Annotated in this window: 16 protein-coding genes; 14 read left to right on the top strand and 2 right to left on the bottom strand. The window is 53.7% G+C overall.

Going from position 1 to position 19,079, the window contains the following annotated elements; translation table 11 throughout:
- Positions 1–135: 135 nt before the first annotated feature.
- The 5 genes from MHH82_RS30055 to MHH82_RS30035 all read left to right on the top strand — a co-directional run bounded on the left by MHH82_RS30055 (position 136) and on the right by MHH82_RS30035 (position 6,654).
- The gene (locus MHH82_RS30055; RefSeq protein WP_009594275.1) at positions 136–333 is read left to right on the top strand and encodes a cold shock domain-containing protein; all 198 of its coding nucleotides are present in this window, start codon (positions 136–138) and stop codon (positions 331–333) included.
- A gap of 198 nt (positions 334–531) precedes the next feature.
- Positions 532–1,098, top strand: coding sequence for a ribosome hibernation-promoting factor, HPF/YfiA family (gene hpf, locus MHH82_RS30050; protein WP_009594286.1), 567 nt, complete (start codon positions 532–534; stop codon positions 1,096–1,098).
- Between the two features lie 723 nt (positions 1,099–1,821).
- Positions 1,822–4,335, top strand: a complete 2,514-nt coding sequence (gene secA / locus MHH82_RS30045) for a preprotein translocase subunit SecA (protein WP_036660323.1) — start codon at positions 1,822–1,824, stop codon at positions 4,333–4,335.
- 273 nt (positions 4,336–4,608) lie between these two features.
- A protein-coding gene (gene prfB, locus MHH82_RS30040; protein ID WP_096775885.1) for a peptide chain release factor 2 occupies positions 4,609–5,722 on the top strand; the annotation gives its coding sequence in 2 pieces (ribosomal slippage) (positions 4,609–4,680 and positions 4,682–5,722; 1,113 coding nt in all).
- 26 nt (positions 5,723–5,748) lie between these two features.
- Positions 5,749–6,654, top strand: coding sequence for a YitT family protein (locus MHH82_RS30035; protein WP_009594247.1), 906 nt, complete (start codon positions 5,749–5,751; stop codon positions 6,652–6,654).
- 101 nt (positions 6,655–6,755) lie between these two features.
- On the opposite strand, the gene MHH82_RS30030 is transcribed toward MHH82_RS30035, so the two are convergent.
- The gene (locus MHH82_RS30030; RefSeq protein WP_036660320.1) at positions 6,756–7,298 is read right to left on the bottom strand and encodes a hypothetical protein; all 543 of its coding nucleotides are present in this window, start codon (positions 7,296–7,298) and stop codon (positions 6,756–6,758) included.
- A gap of 152 nt (positions 7,299–7,450) precedes the next feature.
- Between MHH82_RS30030 and MHH82_RS30025 the strand changes: the two genes are divergently transcribed.
- The 8 genes from MHH82_RS30025 (at position 7,451) to argH (ending at position 16,940) form a co-directional block, all read left to right on the top strand.
- Complete coding sequence (locus tag MHH82_RS30025; RefSeq protein WP_015737705.1) at positions 7,451–8,020, top strand: GNAT family N-acetyltransferase; 570 nt, start codon at positions 7,451–7,453, stop codon at positions 8,018–8,020.
- 236 nt (positions 8,021–8,256) lie between these two features.
- On the top strand, positions 8,257–9,312 hold the full coding sequence (argC, locus tag MHH82_RS30020; protein ID WP_015737704.1) for an N-acetyl-gamma-glutamyl-phosphate reductase: 1,056 nt from the start codon (positions 8,257–8,259) through the stop codon (positions 9,310–9,312).
- Between the two features lie 18 nt (positions 9,313–9,330).
- Positions 9,331–10,557 carry a bifunctional glutamate N-acetyltransferase/amino-acid acetyltransferase ArgJ gene (argJ, locus tag MHH82_RS30015; RefSeq protein WP_340969182.1) on the top strand — a complete coding sequence of 409 codons (1,227 nt, stop codon included), beginning with the start codon at positions 9,331–9,333 and terminating at the stop codon, positions 10,555–10,557.
- A gap of 31 nt (positions 10,558–10,588) precedes the next feature.
- Entirely contained in the window at positions 10,589–11,425 is an 837-nt protein-coding gene (gene argB, locus MHH82_RS30010; RefSeq protein ID WP_036660318.1) for an acetylglutamate kinase, read from the top strand.
- Between the two features lie 262 nt (positions 11,426–11,687).
- Entirely contained in the window at positions 11,688–12,905 is a 1,218-nt protein-coding gene (locus MHH82_RS30005) for an acetylornithine transaminase (RefSeq protein WP_036660315.1), read from the top strand.
- A gap of 58 nt (positions 12,906–12,963) precedes the next feature.
- On the top strand, positions 12,964–13,920 hold the full coding sequence (argF, locus tag MHH82_RS30000) for an ornithine carbamoyltransferase (RefSeq protein WP_009594235.1): 957 nt from the start codon (positions 12,964–12,966) through the stop codon (positions 13,918–13,920).
- 106 nt (positions 13,921–14,026) lie between these two features.
- Positions 14,027–15,259 (top strand): argininosuccinate synthase, encoded by a 1,233-nt coding sequence (locus MHH82_RS29995; RefSeq protein WP_015737700.1) that lies wholly within the window; start codon positions 14,027–14,029, stop codon positions 15,257–15,259.
- Positions 15,260–15,524: 265 nt separating this feature from the next.
- Complete coding sequence (gene argH, locus MHH82_RS29990; protein ID WP_304148678.1) at positions 15,525–16,940, top strand: argininosuccinate lyase; 1,416 nt, start codon at positions 15,525–15,527, stop codon at positions 16,938–16,940.
- Positions 16,941–17,144: 204 nt separating this feature from the next.
- On the opposite strand, the gene MHH82_RS29985 is transcribed toward argH, so the two are convergent.
- The gene (locus MHH82_RS29985; protein ID WP_340969177.1) at positions 17,145–17,918 is read right to left on the bottom strand and encodes an alpha/beta hydrolase; all 774 of its coding nucleotides are present in this window, start codon (positions 17,916–17,918) and stop codon (positions 17,145–17,147) included.
- 422 nt (positions 17,919–18,340) lie between these two features.
- Here MHH82_RS29985 and MHH82_RS29980 point away from each other — a divergent pair, with 422 nt between their 5' ends.
- Entirely contained in the window at positions 18,341–19,069 is a 729-nt protein-coding gene (locus MHH82_RS29980) for a polymer-forming cytoskeletal protein (protein ID WP_145039242.1), read from the top strand.
- Positions 19,070–19,079 lie beyond the last annotated feature (10 nt).

Here is a 19,079-nt window from a genome sequence, read left to right as displayed (position 1 = left end):
GTCGACATTTTTCCCGGTTTTCTGCAAAAGAAAACCTTTTCCTTGGTAATTGACACTGGATATGTCGGGTGCTATAGTCGGAAATGTGGACAATTAGTGTCACACTTTATTTGACAATGAAGGGAATGTTAGTGCATGCAAGGTAAAGTGAAATGGTTCAACGCAGAGAAAGGTTATGGCTTCATCGAGACTGAGGACGGCGGCGACGTATTCGTACATTTCTCCGCGATCCAATCCGAGGGCTTCAAGACTCTGGAAGAGGGACAATCCGTAGAATTCGAGATCGTTGAAGGCGCTCGTGGCCCGCAAGCAGCTAACGTAATCAAATTATAATCATCCCGGCATAGCCGACCTACATAAACGGTAATCGATGGTTAACAATTGGAGATTCGCTAGCCCAAGACTCCGGAACTTCCGGGGTCTTTTTTTTGTATCCGACCCCCGAAAAATATTGTGCTAAAATTCACAATTCTGTCTTTTTACATAGCCAAAACAAAATGGTATAATGAGGGTGCAAAGGAGGAGTGCCCAATGCAATTCACTATCCGAGGTCAACAAATTGAAGTGACCGATGCTTTGAAAGACTATGTTGACAAGAAACTCAGCAGGCTAGATAAGTATTTTGATGCACCCCCCACCTCCGAAGGATACGTCACCCTGAGTGTCATTCGAGGATTGCACACGGTGGAAGTGACCATTCCGCTTACCGGTGTGGTACTTCGTGCGGAAGACCGAAGCGATGATATGTACGCTTCCATTGACGCCGTTGTGGACAAGTTGGAACGTCAGATTCGCAAGCACAAAACCAAGCTGAACCGCAAGATCAAGCAAGAGGGCGGACTGAAGACGCTCATTGCGGAGAACGGGGCAGCGGCCACCAGTCAGGTGGATGCAGAGCAAGTGGAGTATGACGAGGACGAATACGAAGTCGTCCGTACGAAACGTTTTACCATGAAGCCGATGGACGTGGAAGAAGCGATCCTGCAGATGAACATGGTAGGCCATAATTTCTTTGTATTTTCCAACATTGACACACAAGAAGTAAATGTCGTCTACAAACGTGATGACGGCAAGTACGGATTGATCGAGCGGGACTGAGTTTTAAGCGGCAGCATTCCTAAGGGAATGCGGAGGCAACTGGCCCGGTTCGAATTTTAAAATGAAATCGAAATGTAAGATGAGCCTTCATCCGTGCAAGCGGGTGGGGCTCTTTATTTGGATATACGGCTTCGAGACGCGTAAGGATCGTAAAAAGGATGGTATTTGATGGTAACCCCATCGGAGTATGCCGAATAGTGCAACCTTTTTATCGATGGAATGGGTTCGTAAGGAACTTCATGGGTCCTTCTTACAACATCCTCAGATGACACAAAGCTAGGGCTTCCTATATAGCCGGATCGAGGCCCATCTAGCCGCTTATTTAACGCTGGCTTCAGCCGGTGGCTCCAGGCTTCATCCTCTGTTTACTCCGTACAATGGACATCGATTTTCCTTCCTCATTAGATGTAGAATTTCATTTCGGGGATGAAGATAATTCCATTGCTGCGCGCCGAGGAAATGCTCCACGCAACTTTTTTGGGCCTCTCCGCGTCTCATACAGTAAGGCTTCGCGTAACAGACACCTCTTGTAATAGCACATATTGTTGCGGCATCCCTTACAAACTGTTACAATTTATGCAAACCCTCATTTTACGGGACGGGCTTTTTAGCCTGCATGAAATGGGACCATCATAAGGAATCAATGAATCGATTTCATCATTTAACCCTTTGGCATTTAATGAAGTTGATTCTATCACTTGTTTTGCACGAAAGGGGTTAACCATGCTAGGACTTGTCAAAAAGATTTTCGGCGACACCAACGAGCGTGATGTCAAACGTCTCATGAAGACGGTCGATGTAATCAACAAAATGGAACCGGATTTTGAGAAGCTCTCCGATGAGCAGCTGCAAGCCAAAACCGAGGAGTTCCGTGCGCGGATCGAGAAAGGTGAGACGCTGGAGGAATTGCTTCCCGAAGCGTTCGCGACAGTTCGTGAAGCTTCCAGACGGACACTCGGCAAGCGTCACTATGACGTGCAGTTGATCGGGGGAATGGCCCTCCACGAAGGCAGAATTGCAGAGATGAAGACCGGTGAAGGTAAAACCCTTGTAGGTACGCTGCCGGTTTACTTAAATGCCCTGCTTGGCAAAGGGGTTCACGTTGTAACGGTCAATGATTATCTGGCACAGCGTGACAGCCAAGAGATGGCGCAGATATATAACTTCCTGGGAATGACGGTCGGGGTTAACCTGAGCGGCATGGAGCACCCGGATAAACAGCAGGCCTATGCTTGCGATATTACGTATGGAACGAACAATGAGTTCGGCTTTGACTATCTGCGGGACAACATGGTCCTCTACAAAGAGCAGATGGTTCAGCGTCCGCTGTATTTCTGTATCATTGATGAAGTGGATTCGATTCTGGTTGACGAAGCGCGTACGCCGCTCATCATCTCGGGACAAGCTCAGAAATCGACCGAGCTGTATTTTGCAGCCGACCGGTTCGTGAAGCGTCTGACGGCAGAAGAGGATTATACGGTAGACATTAAGGTCAAATCCGTAGCCTTGACGGAGAAAGGCGTGGCGCTGGCGGAGCGTTCCTTCGGGATCGAAAACCTGTATGACCACAATCACGTAACATTAAACCACCACATTGTACAAGCGCTGAAAGCGAACGTGATCATGCGCCGCGATGTGGATTATGTTGTTACCGACGACGAAGTGGTCATCGTTGACGAATTTACGGGCCGTCTGATGGCTGGACGCCGCTACAGCGACGGTCTCCACCAGGCGATCGAAGCGAAGGAAGGCATTGAGGTTCAGAACGAGAGCATGACTCTTGCGACGATTACCTTCCAGAACTACTTCCGGATGTATCGCAAGCTGGCGGGCATGACCGGTACGGCGAAGACGGAGGAAGAAGAATTCAAGAAGATCTATGGTCTTGAAGTGCTTCAAATTCCTACGAACAAACCGAATCAGCGTGTCGACATGCCGGATGTGGTTTACAAGAGCGAAGATGGCAAGTTTAAGGCAGTAGTAACCGAGATCGTGGAACGCCATAAAAAGAACCAGCCGATTCTGGTGGGTACGGTATCCATCGAGAACTCCGAGCGTTTGTCTGAAATGCTGAAACGCAAAGGCGTCCAGCATAAAGTGCTGAATGCGAAATACCATGCGGAGGAAGCGGAAATCATTTCTCGCGCCGGTCAGCCGGGATCGGTAACGATCGCGACGAACATGGCGGGACGCGGTACGGATATTTTGCTTGGCGAAGGCGTACAGGATATTGGCGGACTTCACATTATCGGTACGGAGCGTCACGAATCGCGCCGGATCGATAACCAGCTGCGCGGCCGTGCCGGTCGTCAGGGAGACCCGGGGTCTACCCAGTTCTATCTGTCCCTCGGCGATGAGCTGATGAAGCGTTTTGGTACGGACAACGTGCTGAACATGATGGAACGCCTTGGCTTCGAAGAAGACCAGCCGATCGAGAGCAAAATGATTACCCGTGCGGTTGAATCCGCGCAGAAGCGGGTAGAAGGCAACAACTTCGACATGCGTAAAGTCGTTCTCCAATACGATGACGTCATGAACCAGCAACGCGAGATCATCTACAAGCAGCGCCGCGAGATCTTGGAATCCCAAGACATCAAGCAAATCGTTGTAGAGATGATCAAGCCGGTCATTGACCGCGTCGTGCAGGCACACTGCAGCGATGACATTCCGGAGAACTGGGAATTGCAGGAAGTGGCAGACTACGTGAACAGCAAGCTGCTGGACGAGGGTGCCGTTACCCGCGAGGATCTGTGGGGCAAAGAAGCCGAAGAGCTTACCGAGTATCTCTTCGATCGCGTGATGAAGAAATACGAAGAGCGCGAGCAAGCCATCGGCGAAGAAATGGTACGCGAGTTCGAGAAGGTTATCGTGCTGCGCGCGGTAGACAGCAAGTGGATGGATCACATCGATGCGATGGACCAGCTGCGTCAAGGTATCCACCTCCGTGCATACGGCGGTACTGATCCGCTTCGCGAATACCAATTCGAAGGCTTCGAAATGTTTAATGCGATGATCGCTACGATCCAGGAAGAAGTGGCGACCTATATCATGAAAGCTCAAATCGCAACGAACCAGGAACGTCAAGCGGTTGTGGACGAGAACAAAGTCTCCACAAACAGCAGCAGCGAACCTGCCGAGAAGCGACCGGTCCAAGTGGCTGAACAGATCGGCCGGAACGACCCATGCCCTTGCGGCAGCGGCAAGAAGTACAAGCATTGCCATGGACAGAACGCGTAAGCGATCCGTCCCAAAGGCGATGAATCGTATAGATAGCCCGTCCAGGTGATGGGCGCGGATTTTTCTGGCTCCCTTAAGAGCGGCAGATGAACCGGGTGATGGTGGTCTTTTCCACGGTGATCCGGATACCCCTGCCGCGCTTAAGGGAGTTTATCTGAATAAACAGCGAAATTCCTGGTACGGCAACGTAAATTTCTCTTGAAATGGAACGTTTTCCATGGAGGAGAGGGTATACTGAAATTATTACGTGTAGATAAGAAAGGACGAGGACTCATGATCGATCCAAGTGTGAAGCAGGACCTGCGTGAAATCAGCAAGAAACTAACCAATCTTAGGGGGTCTCTTTGACTTAGATCTCAAACAGGAAATGATTGAGAATTTTGAGGAAAAGATGGCAGCTCCCGATTTCTGGGATGATAATGAGAAGGCTCAGGCGCTCATCGCCGAGATGAATGCCGTGAAGTCATCCGTGGATCAATATCAGAAGCTGCAGGCGGATTACGATGATGCCGTCGTGATGATCGAGCTGGCGGATGAAGAGGGCGATGACTCCCTTGCGGGAGAGATCGGTGAGACGATCAAGGACCTGGTTGGGCGCGTGGAGGAATTTGAGCTTCAGCTGCTGCTGAACCAGCCTTACGATAAAATGAATGCGATTCTTGAGCTGCATCCCGGCGCGGGGGGTACCGAATCTCAAGACTGGGGCCAAATGCTGCACCGCATGTACACGCGATGGGCCGAGAAGCGCGGCTTCAAGGTGGAGACGCTGGATTATCTCCCTGGCGATGAAGCGGGAATCAAAAGCGTAACCCTGTTGATCAAAGGCTTTAATGCCTACGGATATTTGAAGGCTGAAAAAGGGGTCCATCGACTGGTTCGGATCTCTCCGTTCGATTCGTCGGGCAGACGGCATACGTCCTTCGTGTCTTGTGACGTCGTACCGGAAATTACGGATGACGTGGAGATCGACATCCGTACCGAGGATTTGAAGATCGACACGTACCGGGCGAGCGGCGCCGGCGGTCAGCATATCAATACGACGGACTCGGCCGTTCGGATTACGCACTTGCCAACTGGCGTGGTGGTGACGTGCCAGAATGAACGCTCCCAGATCAAGAACCGCGAGCGGGCGATGACGATGCTTCGTTCCAAGCTCTACGAACGCAAAATCGAGGAGCAGCAGAAGGAATTGGCGGAAATCCGCGGCGAGCAGTCCGATATTGCTTGGGGCAGCCAGATCCGTTCGTATGTATTCCATCCGTACAGCATGGTCAAGGATCATCGGACGCAAGTGGAGACCGGTAATGTCGGCGCCGTCATGGACGGAGATTTGGACGGATTCATCGACGGATATTTGCGCAGCCAGATCAAGCAGGAAGTCGAGTAGGACGTTGAGGAGAGATTTATAGAACTATGGCGCAATCCGCTGGCAATCCATCGATCAACAAACGAAAAAGAGAACCCTTGATTCCGATCAACGGTCCGCTTCGGCAGACGGTGGACGCAATCTTTATTATCGTCGGCTCCTTTATTATGGCGCTGTCGTTTAATCTGTTTTTCCTGCCCAATCACATCGCCTCGGGCGGCGTGTCGGGTTTGTCCGTTCTTGCGCAAGCATGGCTCGGCATTGAACCGGCCTTTACGCAGTGGGCGCTGAACATTCCGTTGTTCGTGCTTGGCTTTTGGCTGCTTGGACGCGACTACGGCATCCGCTCCCTGCTGGGAAGCGTGATTTTGCCGCTGTTCGTCTTTTTGACCAAGGACTGGCCGATTCCAACCTCTAACCCGCTGCTGGCTTCCATTTATGGCGGTATCGGCGTCGGTATCGGCATGGGGCTGGTCTATCGCGGCAGGGGGTCAACCGGCGGGTTGACCATCGTGGCACAGCTCCTGCAAAAATACAGCGGCCTGAGCTTTTCCGTCTGCGTCGTACTGCTGGATGCGATCGTAATCTCGTCGGCAGCCCTCGTGCTTTCACTGGAGCAGGCGTTATACGCGCTGATCGGACTGTACGTGACAGGCAAAGTGATTGATGCCATTGAACTGGGCTTTAGCTTCACCAAGGTGGCCTATATTATATCCGATCATACGGAGCCGATTACCAAGGCCATTCTCGAGGACCTTGACCGCGGTTTAACCAAGCTGACCGCAGAGGGAGGCTATACGGGCGAACACCGGACGGTCCTGATGGTCGTCGTCGGACAGAGCGAAATTCCCCGTCTCAAAACGGTGGTCCAATCGGTGGATCCGAATGCCTTCGTCATCATTAGCAATGCCCATGAGGTATTGGGCGAAGGATTCCGCAATATTAAGGCGTAGCCTCGCGGCTCGTCAGCATACTCTCTATAAGAAAGAAGTAACCATTCGACAGACGGCGTAGTCTGAACATGGGTTACTTCTTTTTTTATGTAATGGGATCTTTAACGACTGATCTGAACCAGCGTAATCTTTGCCTTGGAGGTGTCCGCCATGAAGGAGATGCGGGTCTTGCCGAATGTGTAGACCATCTCGTACGCCTCTTCCATGTCGTTATAATACATTTCGTAGGCGCTGCCTAAATGCTTTTTGACGTCTGCAAAGGTTTGGTTCGGGAAGCCTTCTTTACCTATCAACAAACACCACATGCCGTTAGAGCCTGTATAAGGGTTTTCGAAATTAAATCCGGCATACGAAATATTTTTGAATTTCCAAAACTCGCCGCCGTAGTGGTAGAATGAACTCACAGGTTTTCCCAATTTGGAAGCGATCTGATTTTGGGTCATGCCGAATTGGACGCCGCCAAAGCCCGGGATGACTCCCTTTTTCAAATAAGCCGCCGTGTTCTTGTTGAGGATTAACATTGGCGCAGGTTTGGTTTTGGCTTGGGTGGTTGAAGCGGCAGCGAAACTGGGATGAGGAGCCTGCCACGTGAGGCAGATCAGTAAGAGAAGACATAATAGGCCCGTCGTTCTTTTGAATATCATGGTTTTACCTCCAGGAATCTAAGTTGTAGGAACATATTTCCTTAAGAGGATTATATCAAAGCACCGTTTAGGTCGATAGACATATTTATTAGGTTAAAAGTAATAGGGAGCGTGAAGTCTTAGTTTATAGAACAAGTAAGGGGGACTTACGAATGGAAATCGAACAGATCTACGGCAGTTTGCCGGTCCTGGAAACCGACCGCCTGCGCCTTCGCAGAGTATCGATGCAGGATGCCGATCAGATGTATGCCTATGCCTCAGACGATGAGGTGGCGAAATACGTCACTTGGGAGACCCATCGCTCGATCGATGACAGCAAGCGGTTTATTCAATTCATACTGGCTCAGTATGCCAAGCATGATATTGCCCCGTGGGGGATCGAGCTGAAGGAGAGCGGGCGACTGGTCGGGACGGTTGATTTTGTATGGTGGAAGCCCGAGCAGCAGGCCGCGGAGATCGGTTATGTACTGGCACGGGATTGTTGGGGGCAAGGCATCATGACCGAGGCGGCCTCCGCGCTGCTCAAGCTTGGTTTCGGCCGTATGGAGCTTGTACGCGTGCAGGCTCGATGTTTGGTGGGGAATATCGGCTCTCAGCGCGTAATGGAGAAGATCGGCATGTCCTATGAGGGGACGGTGAGGAAGGGGATCAAGGTTAAGGGGCAGCATTGGGACCTCAAGCTCTATTCCATTCTGAAAGAAGAGTTCGATCCATCTCGATAGACATTGCCTCGGAGCCCGTTAGCAGTTTGGACCAAATTTGAATAATCCATTGTATTTATATGAATACGGTCGTATAATAATACATATTTATGAGACGGATAAAGTCAATGAATACCTTGGAAGCACATATCGCTTTTGACGCAGGAAACGGAAGAGCATGGCGTATAGATGAAGGATGGATGAATGGGACCTTGCATAAGGTCCTTCAGCTGTTCCTTGGGGAGAGGGATGAGGATATGACGGACACAAACACAGTAAGAGTTGCTATTGTTGGATCTACCGGCTACGGTGGCGTGGAACTGATCCGCTTGCTGCAAGCGCACCCGCGCGTTGAGATTACATCGGTAATCTCTTCATCGACGGCAGGCGTACCGATATCGGACGGATTTCCGCATTTGACCAATATCATCACACGTAACCTGGATGGCGTTAACCCGGCGGAAATCGCCGAGGTGGCCGACTTGGTATTTGCGGCTACGCCTTCGGGCGTCAGTGCCAAGCTGGTACCGGAGCTGCTGGATGCAGGCTTGAAGGTCATTGATCTCTCGGGCGATTTTCGCTTGAAAGATGGAGCCGTATATGAACAGTGGTATAAACACACGGCTCCGAGCGCGGAGCTGTTGGAAAAGGCCGTATATGGCCTGTGCGAAGTGTTTGGCGAAGAGGTCCGCGATGTGGATTTCATCTCCAATCCGGGCTGTTATCCGACCGCGACGCTGCTGGGCCTGATTCCGGCCATCAGCGCGGGCTGGATCGATGCTTCATCCCTTATTATCGACGCCAAATCCGGCGTGTCCGGTGCAGGACGGGGAACGAGCCTGATGACGCATTATGCCGAAATCAACGAGAACTTCAAAGCCTACAAGGTGAATAAGCATCAGCATATTCCCGAGGTCGAACAGGTATTGACGCAGGTAGCGGGCGAACCGATCACGGTCACCTTTACGACGCATCTGGTACCGATGACGCGGGGGATCATGAGCACCATGTATGCCACGCTGAACGGTCCTTACACGGAAGAGGATTTCATTGAACTGTACCGCCAGTATTTCAAGGATCGTAAATTTGTGAGAATCCGCGACCTGGGCGTATGGCCTGCAACAAAAGAAGTCAGCGGGTCGAACTTCTGCGATATCGGCTTTGCGGTGGATGCGCGCACGAACAGAGTGACCATTATATCGGTCATTGATAATGTGGTGAAGGGTGCGGCCGGGCAGGCGATCCAGAACCTGAATTTGATGATGGGATGGGAGGAGAGCCTCGGACTTACGTTTACGCCGATTTATCCGTAAGCGGCTGGGGATACAGACATGGGAGAGAATACGTTTGCGATTATCGATGGGGGCAGCATCGTAACGCCGCAAGGCTTCAAGGCTGCCGGGCTCCACTGTGGACTTAAGAAGACCGACCGTAACGACCTGGGCGTCATTGTATGCGATGTGCCTGCCGTGGCGGCTGCCGTCTATACGACGAACCTGTTCCAAGCGGCACCGCTGAAGGTAACGCGTGAAAGCTTAGATGACGGCAAGCTTCGCGCGATTGTCGTGAACAGCGGGAATGCCAATGCCTGCACGGGCAAGCAGGGCGAAGAGGATGCTTACACGATGCGCGCCGATACGGCTGCGCAGTTCGGCCTGGACGTGAACGATGTGGCCGTTGCTTCGACGGGTGTCATCGGGGAGCTGCTGAAGATGGACCGAGTATCCTCCGGAATTGCCGGCTTGCCTGCACGGCTCAGCGGCGAAAGCGAAGGGGCTGAAAGCTTCAGCCAAGCGATTTTGACAACCGATCTGGTAAAAAAGGAAGCCTGCGTTACCGTACAGGTTAGCGGCACGAAGGTGACCATCGCCGGCACGGCGAAGGGATCGGGAATGATTCATCCGAACATGGCGACCATGCTCGGATTCATGACGACGGATGCGGTCATTGGTCAGGAAGCGCTGCAGCTGCTGCTGCGCCAAACGACCAACCTGACCTTTAATATGATTACGGTGGACGGCGATACAAGCACCAACGATATGCTGGTTGCGATGGCCAGCGGCTTGGCGGGGCACGACGTGCTTACGCCGGAGCATCCGGATTGGGATGCATTCGCAGCCGGTTTCCACTATGTGTGCCAGCAGCTGGCGAAAGCGATCGCGCGTGACGGAGAGGGAGCTTCCCGCTTGATCGAGGTTCGCGTGGACGGCGCCGAAAGCGACGATGACGCGCAAGCGATTGCCAAGACCATCATCGGCTCCAGCCTGGTCAAATCGGCGGTGTTCGGTGCGGATGCCAACTGGGGACGGATCATTGCGGCTGTGGGCCGCGCAGGCCGTCCGGTCAATCCGGAGACGGTGGATATTGCCATTGGCCCGATTTCGGTGCTGGAGCAGTCAAGGCCCGTTCCTTTTGACGAAGATGCGGCGCTGGCTTACCTTCAAGGCGACACCGTGGATATCGACGTGAAGCTGCATATCGGCAGCGGGTCGGCTACGGCTTGGGGCTGTGATTTAACCTATGACTATGTCCGCATTAATGCGGCCTATCGTACTTAGATAACAAAAAATCAGGACGGAGGAGATGGATATGAAGAGCACGATCGATCAGGAGAATTCGCAGCCGGTTCAAACCTCAAGCGCGGATACGTTTGTGATGAAATGCGGCGGCAGCACGCTCGCGGCCCTTCCGGACAGCTTCTTCGAGGATTTGAAGAATCTGCAGGATAAGGGGGTTAACCCCGTTATCGTGCACGGCGGCGGTCCCGCAATTTCCGGCAACCTGGAGAAACTCGGCATCGAGACCGAGTTTGTGAACGGGCTGCGCAAGACGACGGAGGATGTGCTGGACGTCGTGGAGATGGTGCTTGCGGGCACCATCAATAAACAGATCGTACGACGGATTCAAAGCGTGGGCGGTTCTGCCATCGGCTTGTCCGGTTCGGACGGCGGGCTGATCGAGGCCAAACCGGTAACGAACCATGCGGAGGTTGGCTGGGTCGGCGACGTTACGCTGGTGAAGTCATCGATCCTGAGCGGCGTGCTGGAGATGGGGTACATGCCGGTGGTTGCGCCGATCGGCGTGGATCCATCCGGTCAGCGCTATAACATCAATGCCGATACCGCAGCTGGTGCCGTGGCTTCTCATCTGGGCGTTAACCGGATGATCGTTGTCACCGACGTGCCGGGGATCATGAAGGGATCGGGCGGCGAGAAGCGGGTGCTTCCGACCGTGACGGTGCAGGAGATCGAGGATATGATCGGAACGGGCGAAATCTATGGCGGCATGATACCGAAGGTAAGAGCAGCCATCAGCTGCATTCACGGCAAAGTGAGCGAGGTTGTCATCGTGGACGGAAGCGAGCCGAACGTGCTGAGCCGGGTGCTTGGAGGCGAAGTGCTGGGAACGCGCATCGTGCGAATGTAATAAGGCACGGTTTGATAGTCAAACCGGAACTATAAAAAACTTCAACGGAGAAGGCGGCATCATTCCGGAGAAGCGAAGCGGGCCCCTTTGTCCACGGAATTTATCCTTGATTACATGATTCCATGAAAATCTGTGGGCAACAGGGATCGGAGGAATGATCCGAATTCGCAGTGCCGGTTAAGCTTAATGGATGTTCATATCGTAGGACGGTTCAAACGTGAAACACGAAGCAATGCCAAATGCAAAGGAGTGTGTGAAGGCTATGGGAAAAGAAGCAGCAGGCGGTATCAAAGCAGCTAATGAAAGCTCGTTGTTCCAAACGTACGCCAGATACCCAATCGCCCTGGTCAAAGGGGAGGGCAGCTGGCTATGGGATGATCAAGGCAACAAGTATCTTGATTTTATGGCCGGTCTGGCGGTAACGAATCTCGGCCATGCCCCGGTAAAAGTGAAAGAGAAGCTGAAAGCCCAGCTGGATGAATTGTGGCATGTCTCGAACCTGTTCCACATTCCGGGCCAGGAAAAAGCAGCCGAGCTGCTGACAGCCAACACCTGCGCGGATGCGGTCTTCTTCTGCAACAGCGGGGCCGAAGCGAACGAAGCTGCCATTAAGCTGGCACGCCGCTACCATCAGAAGGTGAAGGGAACGGGACGCTACGAGGTCATTACGTTTACCCAGTCCTTCCATGGTCGGACGCTGGCTACGCTGACGGCCACCGGCCAGGATAAGGTGAAGGAAGGCTTCCTTCCGCTTCCGGCAGGCTTCAAAAGCGTTCCGCTGCATGACCTTCCGGCGCTGGAAACAGCCATTAACGACAAAACCGCAGCCATCATGATCGAGATGGTGCAGGCGGAGGGCGGCGTGCATCCGGTGGAACCGGAATTCCTTCAAGCCGTCACCGGGCTGTGCAAGAAGCACGGACTGCTGCTGATCGTGGACGAGGTGCAAACGGGCATGGGCCGGACCGGCAAGCTGTTTGCGCACGAGCATTACGGCATCGAGCCGGATATTTTCACCGTGGCCAAAGGGCTCGGCTCCGGGTTCCCGGTCGGCGCGATGCTGGGCAAAGCTTACTTGCGCGAAGCCTTCACGGCAGGAAGCCATGCCACGACGTTTGGCGGCACGCCGATTGCCAGCGCCGTCATCCAGGCCACCATCGAGACGATGCTGGAGGACGACGTGCCGCAGCGCGCGGCCGAAGCCGGAGAATATTTGATGACGAAGCTGAATGAGAGCCTGGGCAGTCATCCTTTTGTGAAGGCGATCCGGGGGAAAGGCCTGCTGATCGGCATCGAATGCGTCGAATCGGTTGGCGAGCTGGTGCTGAAAGGACAGAGCCGCGGGCTGCTGTTCGTAACGGCAGGACCGAACGTGATCCGGCTGCTTCCGAATCTGTACGTCACGAAACAAGAGATCGACCAAGCGGTGTCGATCGTTACGGAACTTATACATGAACATACGGCGGTTAGCCAAGCATAGAAGAATCGTGCAGCAGCATTACGGACAATAACAGCATGGTTAAGGAGGACTGAAGAATATGGCCGCTAGCGGACAATTGAAGGAATTAAGCCTGAAAGGGCGGGATATGATCGAGCTGGACGAATACTCGACGGAAGAGATTCAGTTCTTGCTCGATTCGGCAATCGAGATCAAGCGCAAGCAGAAGAACGGCGAAGTCTATCAGCCGCTGAAAGGCAAGACGATCGGCTTGATTTTTGAGAAGTCGTCCACGCGGACGCGGGTTTCGTTCGAGGCTGGGATGTTCCAGCTGGGCGGACATGCACTCTTTTTGAGCAAAAACGATATTCAGCTCGGACGCGGCGAGCCGATCAGCGATACGGCGCAGGTGATGTCCCGTTATCTGGACGGCCTGATGATCCGTACCTTCGGGCACGACAACGTGGTCAACCTGGCGAAATATGCTTCGATTCCGGTCATCAACGGCCTGAGCGACATGGCGCATCCATGTCAGGTGCTGGCTGATTTGCAGACGGTACTGGAGCACAAGGGCAAGCTGAAGGGCCTCAAAATGGCCTTTATCGGCGATGGCAACAACATGGCGCATTCGCTCCTGATCGGCGGTGCCAAGATGGGCATGCATGTGGCCGTGGCCAGTCCGAAGGGCTACGAGGCGGATGCCAGCATCGTGAAGCTGAGCGAGGAAATCGCGGCGCAAACGGGCGGCAAAATCACGATTACCCAAGACCCGCTCGAAGCCGCGAAGGATGCGGACGTGATCTACACGGATGTATGGGCAAGCATGGGCTTTGAAGAGGAGCAGGCACAGCGGGAAGCCGCCTTTGCGGACTACCAGGTGAATGAGGAGCTGGTGAAAGCGGCGAAGCCTGATTACTTGTTCCTGCACTGCCTTCCGGCCCACCGCGGCGAAGAGGTCAGCGAAGGCGTGATCGACGGTGCCAATTCCGTCATTTTCGATCAGGCCGAGAACCGTCTTCATGCCCAGAAGGCTTTGATGGTTGCTTTGATGGCATAAAGCCGCCGATGACCAGCGAACATTCTATATGAAAATGCGTCAATGGACGTTATCTTTAGTATAATGAAGGACAGGGTTGTTAGTAACAAAGAGAGGGAGTTAAACCATGGCAAAACAAAAAATCGTACTGGCGTATTCCGGCGGTCTGGATACGTCCGTCATTCTGAAGTGGCTGAAAGAAACCTACGATGCGGAGATCATTGCCTTCACGGCCGATATCGGCCAGAAGGAAGAGCTGGACGGACTTGAGGAAAAAGCGCTGGCGACCGGCGCCTCCAAAGTATACATCGACGATCTGCGCGACGAATTTGCGAATGATTTCATCTTCCCGATGTTCCAGGCGGGTGCCATGTACGAAGGGCAGTACCTGCTCGGCACCAGCATCGCGCGCCCGTTGATCGCGAAACGCATGGTGGATATCGCACGTGCCGAAGGCGCGACGGCGATTGCGCACGGCGCTACGGGTAAAGGGAATGACCAGGTTCGTTTTGAGCTGGGCGTTGCCGGCTTGGCACCGGACATTGAAGTGATCGCGCCTTGGCGCATCGAGGAGTTCCGCAACTCCTTCCCGGGACGCGCGGAGATGATCGCTTACGCGGAAGCGCACGGCATTCCGGTAACGGCATCCGCTGCGAAATCCTACTCCATGGACCGCAACCTGCTCCATATCAGTTACGAGAGCGGCGTGCTGGAGGATCCTTGGTTCGATGCAAGCGCGGAGGACAGCAAGGATATGTACCTGCTCAGCGTATCGCCTGAGGATGCGCCGGATGAGGCGGAATACCTCGAGCTTACGTTCGAGCAAGGGAATGTCGTTGCGCTGAACGGCGAGTCGATGAGCCCGCTGCAAGTGATGGAGAAGCTGAACGAGCTGGGCGGTAAGCACGGCATCGGTCGCGTGGATATGGTGGAGAACCGCTTTGTCGGCATGAAGAGCCGCGGCGTCTATGAGACTCCTGGCGGCACGATCCTGTTCACCGCTCATCGCAAGATGGAGTCCATCACGATGGACCGTGAAGTGATGAACCTTCGCGACAGCCTGATTACCCGCTACAGCACCTTGGTTTATAACGGCTTCTGGTTTGCGCCGGAGCGTCTGGCATTGCAGGCGCTGGTGACCGAGAGCCAGAAGAACGTTACGGGAACGGTGCGCGTGAAGCTGTACAAGGGCAATGTGATCGGCGCAGGCGTGAAGAGTCCGGTGAGCCTGTACAACCCGGACATCGCCACGATGGAAGCCGATCCGACGCAAGCTTACGATCAAGGCGACGCTACCGGCTTTATTCGCTTGAACGCATTGCGTTTGAAAGTGGCAACCGGCGTGAATCAAAATCAATAAAACAGTCTGTGGGCCCGTTTAACGGAACAAGCGCATCGGATAGAGCGCGGTAACAACGCGGCCGAAGGATACATGATATGAAGCCTTATGTCTTATATCCGGTAATTGATCGAATATAAGCGTATGGATATGGACGTACTAGTAATGAACAGGCTGAAGGCCGTTTTCATGCTGGAGAGCTCCGTCGATTCTCGTTGAACGGGACGAACGGAACCTCTTAAGCGGGAAGCGGCCCTCTGCCTTAAATCAGAGAGGGGCAAGTGTTGTGAGCAAGTTATGGGGCGGACGCTTTACGAAGCAGACCAACGCATTGGTAGAGGAATATACGGCATCCATCGGTTTTGACAAGCAGCTGGCCGAGGAGGACATCCAGGGAAGCCTTGCACATGTGTCCATGCTGGGCAAATGCGGCATCGTGCCGGCGGAAGACGTAGAGACGATCAAGGCAGGATTGGGCAAAGTGCTGGAACGCATCCGTGAGGGCAGCATCGAGTTCTCCGTATCGGATGAGGATATCCATATGAACATCGAAAAGAATCTGATCGAGGAAATCGGACCTGTCGGCGGCAAGCTCCACACGGGCCGCAGCCGTAACGACCAGGTGGCAACGGACATGCACTTGTATTTGCGCAACCGCGTCGTGGCTTTGACCGGCATGCTGCACGAGCTGCAGACCGCGTTGATTGGGCAAGCCAAGGATAACCTGGATACGATTATTCCGGGGTATACGCATCTGCAGCGTGCGCAGCCGATTCTGTTCGCGCATCATCTGATGGCTTACGTGTCCATGTTCCAGCGGGATATCGACCGTCTGATCGACAGCTATAAGCGCATTAACGTGCTGCCGCTCGGGGCAGGCGCGCTTGCGGGCACAACGTTCCCGATCGACCGCCATTTCGTGGCCGAGCAGCTCGGTTTCGACGGCGTTTACGAGAACAGCCTGGATGCGGTCAGCGACCGCGACTTTATCCTGGAATTCCTCTCGGATGCTTCCATCATCATGATGCACTTGTCCCGCCTGAGCGAGGAGCTGGTGCTTTGGAGCAGCACCGAGTTCAACTTCGTCGAGCTGGATGATGCGTTCTGCACGGGCAGCAGCATTATGCCGCAGAAGAAGAACCCGGACGTGCCCGAGCTTGTCCGCGGCAAAACCGGGCGGGTATACGGCAACCTGATGGGTCTGCTCACCGTGCTGAAGTCGCTGCCGCTTGCTTATAACAAGGACATGCAGGAAGACAAAGAGGGCATGTTCGACACGGTGGCTACGCTGGAAGGCGCATTGCAGCTGTTCGCGCCGATGATCGCCACGATGAAGGTCAACAAAGGCCGCATGCGCGAAGCAGTGAACACCGACTTCTCGAATGCAACGGATATTGCGGACTTCCTGGTCGGCAAAGGGCTTCCTTTCCGCCAGGCGCACGAAGTGATCGGCAAGACCGTATTGTACTGCATCCAGAACAACAAATACCTGCTGGACCTGACGCTGGACGAATTCAAGCAGTTCTCCGAGCTGTTTGACGACTCCATCTATGGCGTGCTTCAACCCGAGACGGTGGTCAATGCGCGTAACGTTTACGGCGGCACGGCAACCGAGCAGGTGAAAGCGGCGATCGACCGCAGCGTGCAGACCCTTCAGGTCACGGAAGAATGGCTGGGTCTCCGCCAGGGGAATGTAGAGTAAAGGATACAGAAAACCCTGACGTAGCAAAAATAAAGGTGGATCGGCAAATGTTACATTTGCTGATCCACCTTTTGTTGTGTAACGATGAGATCCGTTGAATGAGGGATTGCCTAAATTCTCTCACGAAGAGAAGTACACCAAGTACATCCCATGGAACCGCGAATGAACCACAGGCACGTTCATGGCGTGCATATTATGGGTTCATCAGGCTTTCAACGGAAGCCATTTCAGAACATCCTGGATGTGGGTATCCCAATATCCCCAATCATGACCGCCCGGCCCTTCCTGATACGTGAGATCCAGGGAGGTTGCTTCGCAGGCTTTGCGGAACGCTTGATTGTCTTGGTAGAGGAAGTCTTCCGTTCCGCAGCATTGATACAGCAGCGGCTTCGGCCCCTCCGAGCGGTCCACTTCCTGAAGCAGCCACAACAGGTCATTGTCGGTGCCGGTAATGTCCCGATCTCCGTAGACTAAACGATGCTCAAACAAAGCCTCGTTCCTATTAATATGACCCGCCATGTCGAGCGCGCCCGACAGGCTGGCAGCAGCGGCGAAGGATTCGGGACAGCGAAGGGCAAGCTTGAACGCCCCGTAGCCGCCCATGGACAACCCGGCGACGAAGTTATCTTCCCTCGCGTGGGATAACGGGAAAAAGGAACGGGCGATGGCCGGCAGCTCCTGGCTGATAAAGGCCCAGTATTTGCCTCCGTATTCCATGTCGGTATAGAAGCTGCGATGCACTTGCGGCATAACGACGGCAATGCCCATCTCGGCCACGTAGCGTTCGATGGAGGTTCTGCGCAGCCAGATGGAATCGTCGTCGGACAGGCCGTGCAGGAGGAAGAGCGTCGGATGCAGACCACTTTTGGCATGATTCGTCATGCCGATTTGTGAAGAGGTTTGCTGAGGGAGAATGACGGTCATGGACGTGCTGAGACCGAGCACCTCCGAGTAAAAGTGACATTGCATTAGAGCCATGGATTATGTATCCCCTTTCATTTTTGAAAATGAGAGATCAAAGTGACGAGCCTACTAGGATCATATCATAATCGAGCTCCCTTGCTCCAAGTAAATCTAAGTTATCGTCTGCGGCGGACGAGAACGCATTTAAAGGATGCAGCGTTCGGACGCTTCGCCATTCTCCAGGAGCATAAAGGGGGTCAGCGACCGAATTGAAACGGATGGAATGAATCCGTGCATAAAACGCCTCGGTCTTCAGACCGAGGCGAGGTTCAGCCATCGGGCTGTTCTATGATGCGCTGCGTTGTGTTATCTTAGAGGGAGATTATGGCTCCACCCGGTGGAGGATTCAATGGCATAGATTTAGAAGTTCAGCGAAGCGAGTGTCCAGTTAAGATATAGCATGATGATCCTATTTGTGAATCTGGAGGAGTATGCTCATGATACCACATGACGATAAACTGTCCGATCTGAAGATTACGGGAACCGGCAGCTCAAGCGGCGGCCAATACGGCAAGGTGCGAATCGATGGTGCCGGTCAGGTGAATGGAGATCTGGACTGCCGGGAATTAACAGGCAACGGAACGATGAGTTTGAACGGCGACGTAGCTGCCGACAAGATTCGCGTGAACGGTTCGGGAACCATTAAGGGGACGGTGGACGCGGAGGAGCTGCATGTAGCCGGCAGCCTGAGCGTGAAGAGAGGCGTGCGCAGCCGGTCCATTTTTATCGGGGGGCATTGCAGCATTCACGGTGATTCCGAATCGAAGAGGCTTGATGTAACCGGAAACCTGAGAAGCCATGGTGACGTGCGGAGTGAGACGGCCACGTTTCATGGGGGCTTCAAGATCGATGGCCGCCTGCATGTAGGAACAGCGGATATTCGGCTGTTGGGCCGCTGCCTTGCGCAGGAAATCGTCGGAGACCGGATCACGATCCGCAAAAAAGGAAAGCGTCTCTGGGAGATGCTGTCCCTGCCATTACGGGGAACGCGGCTGGAGGCACGCATTATTGAGGGCGATGTCCTGGATCTAGAGTATGTCGAAGCCGATATCGTCCGCGGCAACCGGGTGATTCTCGGCCCAGGGTGCGAGATTCGGCAAGTGGAATACCGGGATGAATTGACGCAGCATCCGGAAGCCCAGGTCAGAGCATCCCGGCGGTTTTAAGGGAGAATCG

It is taken from the genome of Bacillus sp. FSL K6-6540 (assembly GCF_038007545.1).
Note: the sequence above shows the minus strand (reverse complement) of the source record. Positions and strands in the feature narration are given on the sequence as shown.

What these genes read in the sequence shown, in the direction of transcription:
- argB (WP_036660318.1), top strand. Translation starts at nt 10,589, where the DNA reads ATGAAGAGCACGATCGATCAGGAGAATTCGCAGCCGGTTCAAACCTCA.
- argC (WP_015737704.1), top strand. Translation starts at nt 8,257, where the DNA reads ATGACGGACACAAACACAGTAAGAGTTGCTATTGTTGGATCTACCGGC.
- MHH82_RS29985 (WP_340969177.1), bottom strand. Translation starts at nt 17,918, where the DNA reads ATGGCTCTAATGCAATGTCACTTTTACTCGGAGGTGCTCGGTCTCAGC.
- MHH82_RS30055 (WP_009594275.1), top strand. Translation starts at nt 136, where the DNA reads ATGCAAGGTAAAGTGAAATGGTTCAACGCAGAGAAAGGTTATGGCTTC.
- hpf (WP_009594286.1), top strand. Translation starts at nt 532, where the DNA reads ATGCAATTCACTATCCGAGGTCAACAAATTGAAGTGACCGATGCTTTG.
- argJ (WP_340969182.1), top strand. Translation starts at nt 9,331, where the DNA reads ATGGGAGAGAATACGTTTGCGATTATCGATGGGGGCAGCATCGTAACG.
- MHH82_RS30005 (WP_036660315.1), top strand. Translation starts at nt 11,688, where the DNA reads ATGGGAAAAGAAGCAGCAGGCGGTATCAAAGCAGCTAATGAAAGCTCG.
- MHH82_RS29980 (WP_145039242.1), top strand. Translation starts at nt 18,341, where the DNA reads ATGATACCACATGACGATAAACTGTCCGATCTGAAGATTACGGGAACC.
- secA (WP_036660323.1), top strand. Translation starts at nt 1,822, where the DNA reads ATGCTAGGACTTGTCAAAAAGATTTTCGGCGACACCAACGAGCGTGAT.
- MHH82_RS30025 (WP_015737705.1), top strand. Translation starts at nt 7,451, where the DNA reads ATGGAAATCGAACAGATCTACGGCAGTTTGCCGGTCCTGGAAACCGAC.
- MHH82_RS30030 (WP_036660320.1), bottom strand. Translation starts at nt 7,298, where the DNA reads ATGATATTCAAAAGAACGACGGGCCTATTATGTCTTCTCTTACTGATC.
- MHH82_RS30035 (WP_009594247.1), top strand. Translation starts at nt 5,749, where the DNA reads ATGGCGCAATCCGCTGGCAATCCATCGATCAACAAACGAAAAAGAGAA.
- argF (WP_009594235.1), top strand. Translation starts at nt 12,964, where the DNA reads ATGGCCGCTAGCGGACAATTGAAGGAATTAAGCCTGAAAGGGCGGGAT.
- MHH82_RS29995 (WP_015737700.1), top strand. Translation starts at nt 14,027, where the DNA reads ATGGCAAAACAAAAAATCGTACTGGCGTATTCCGGCGGTCTGGATACG.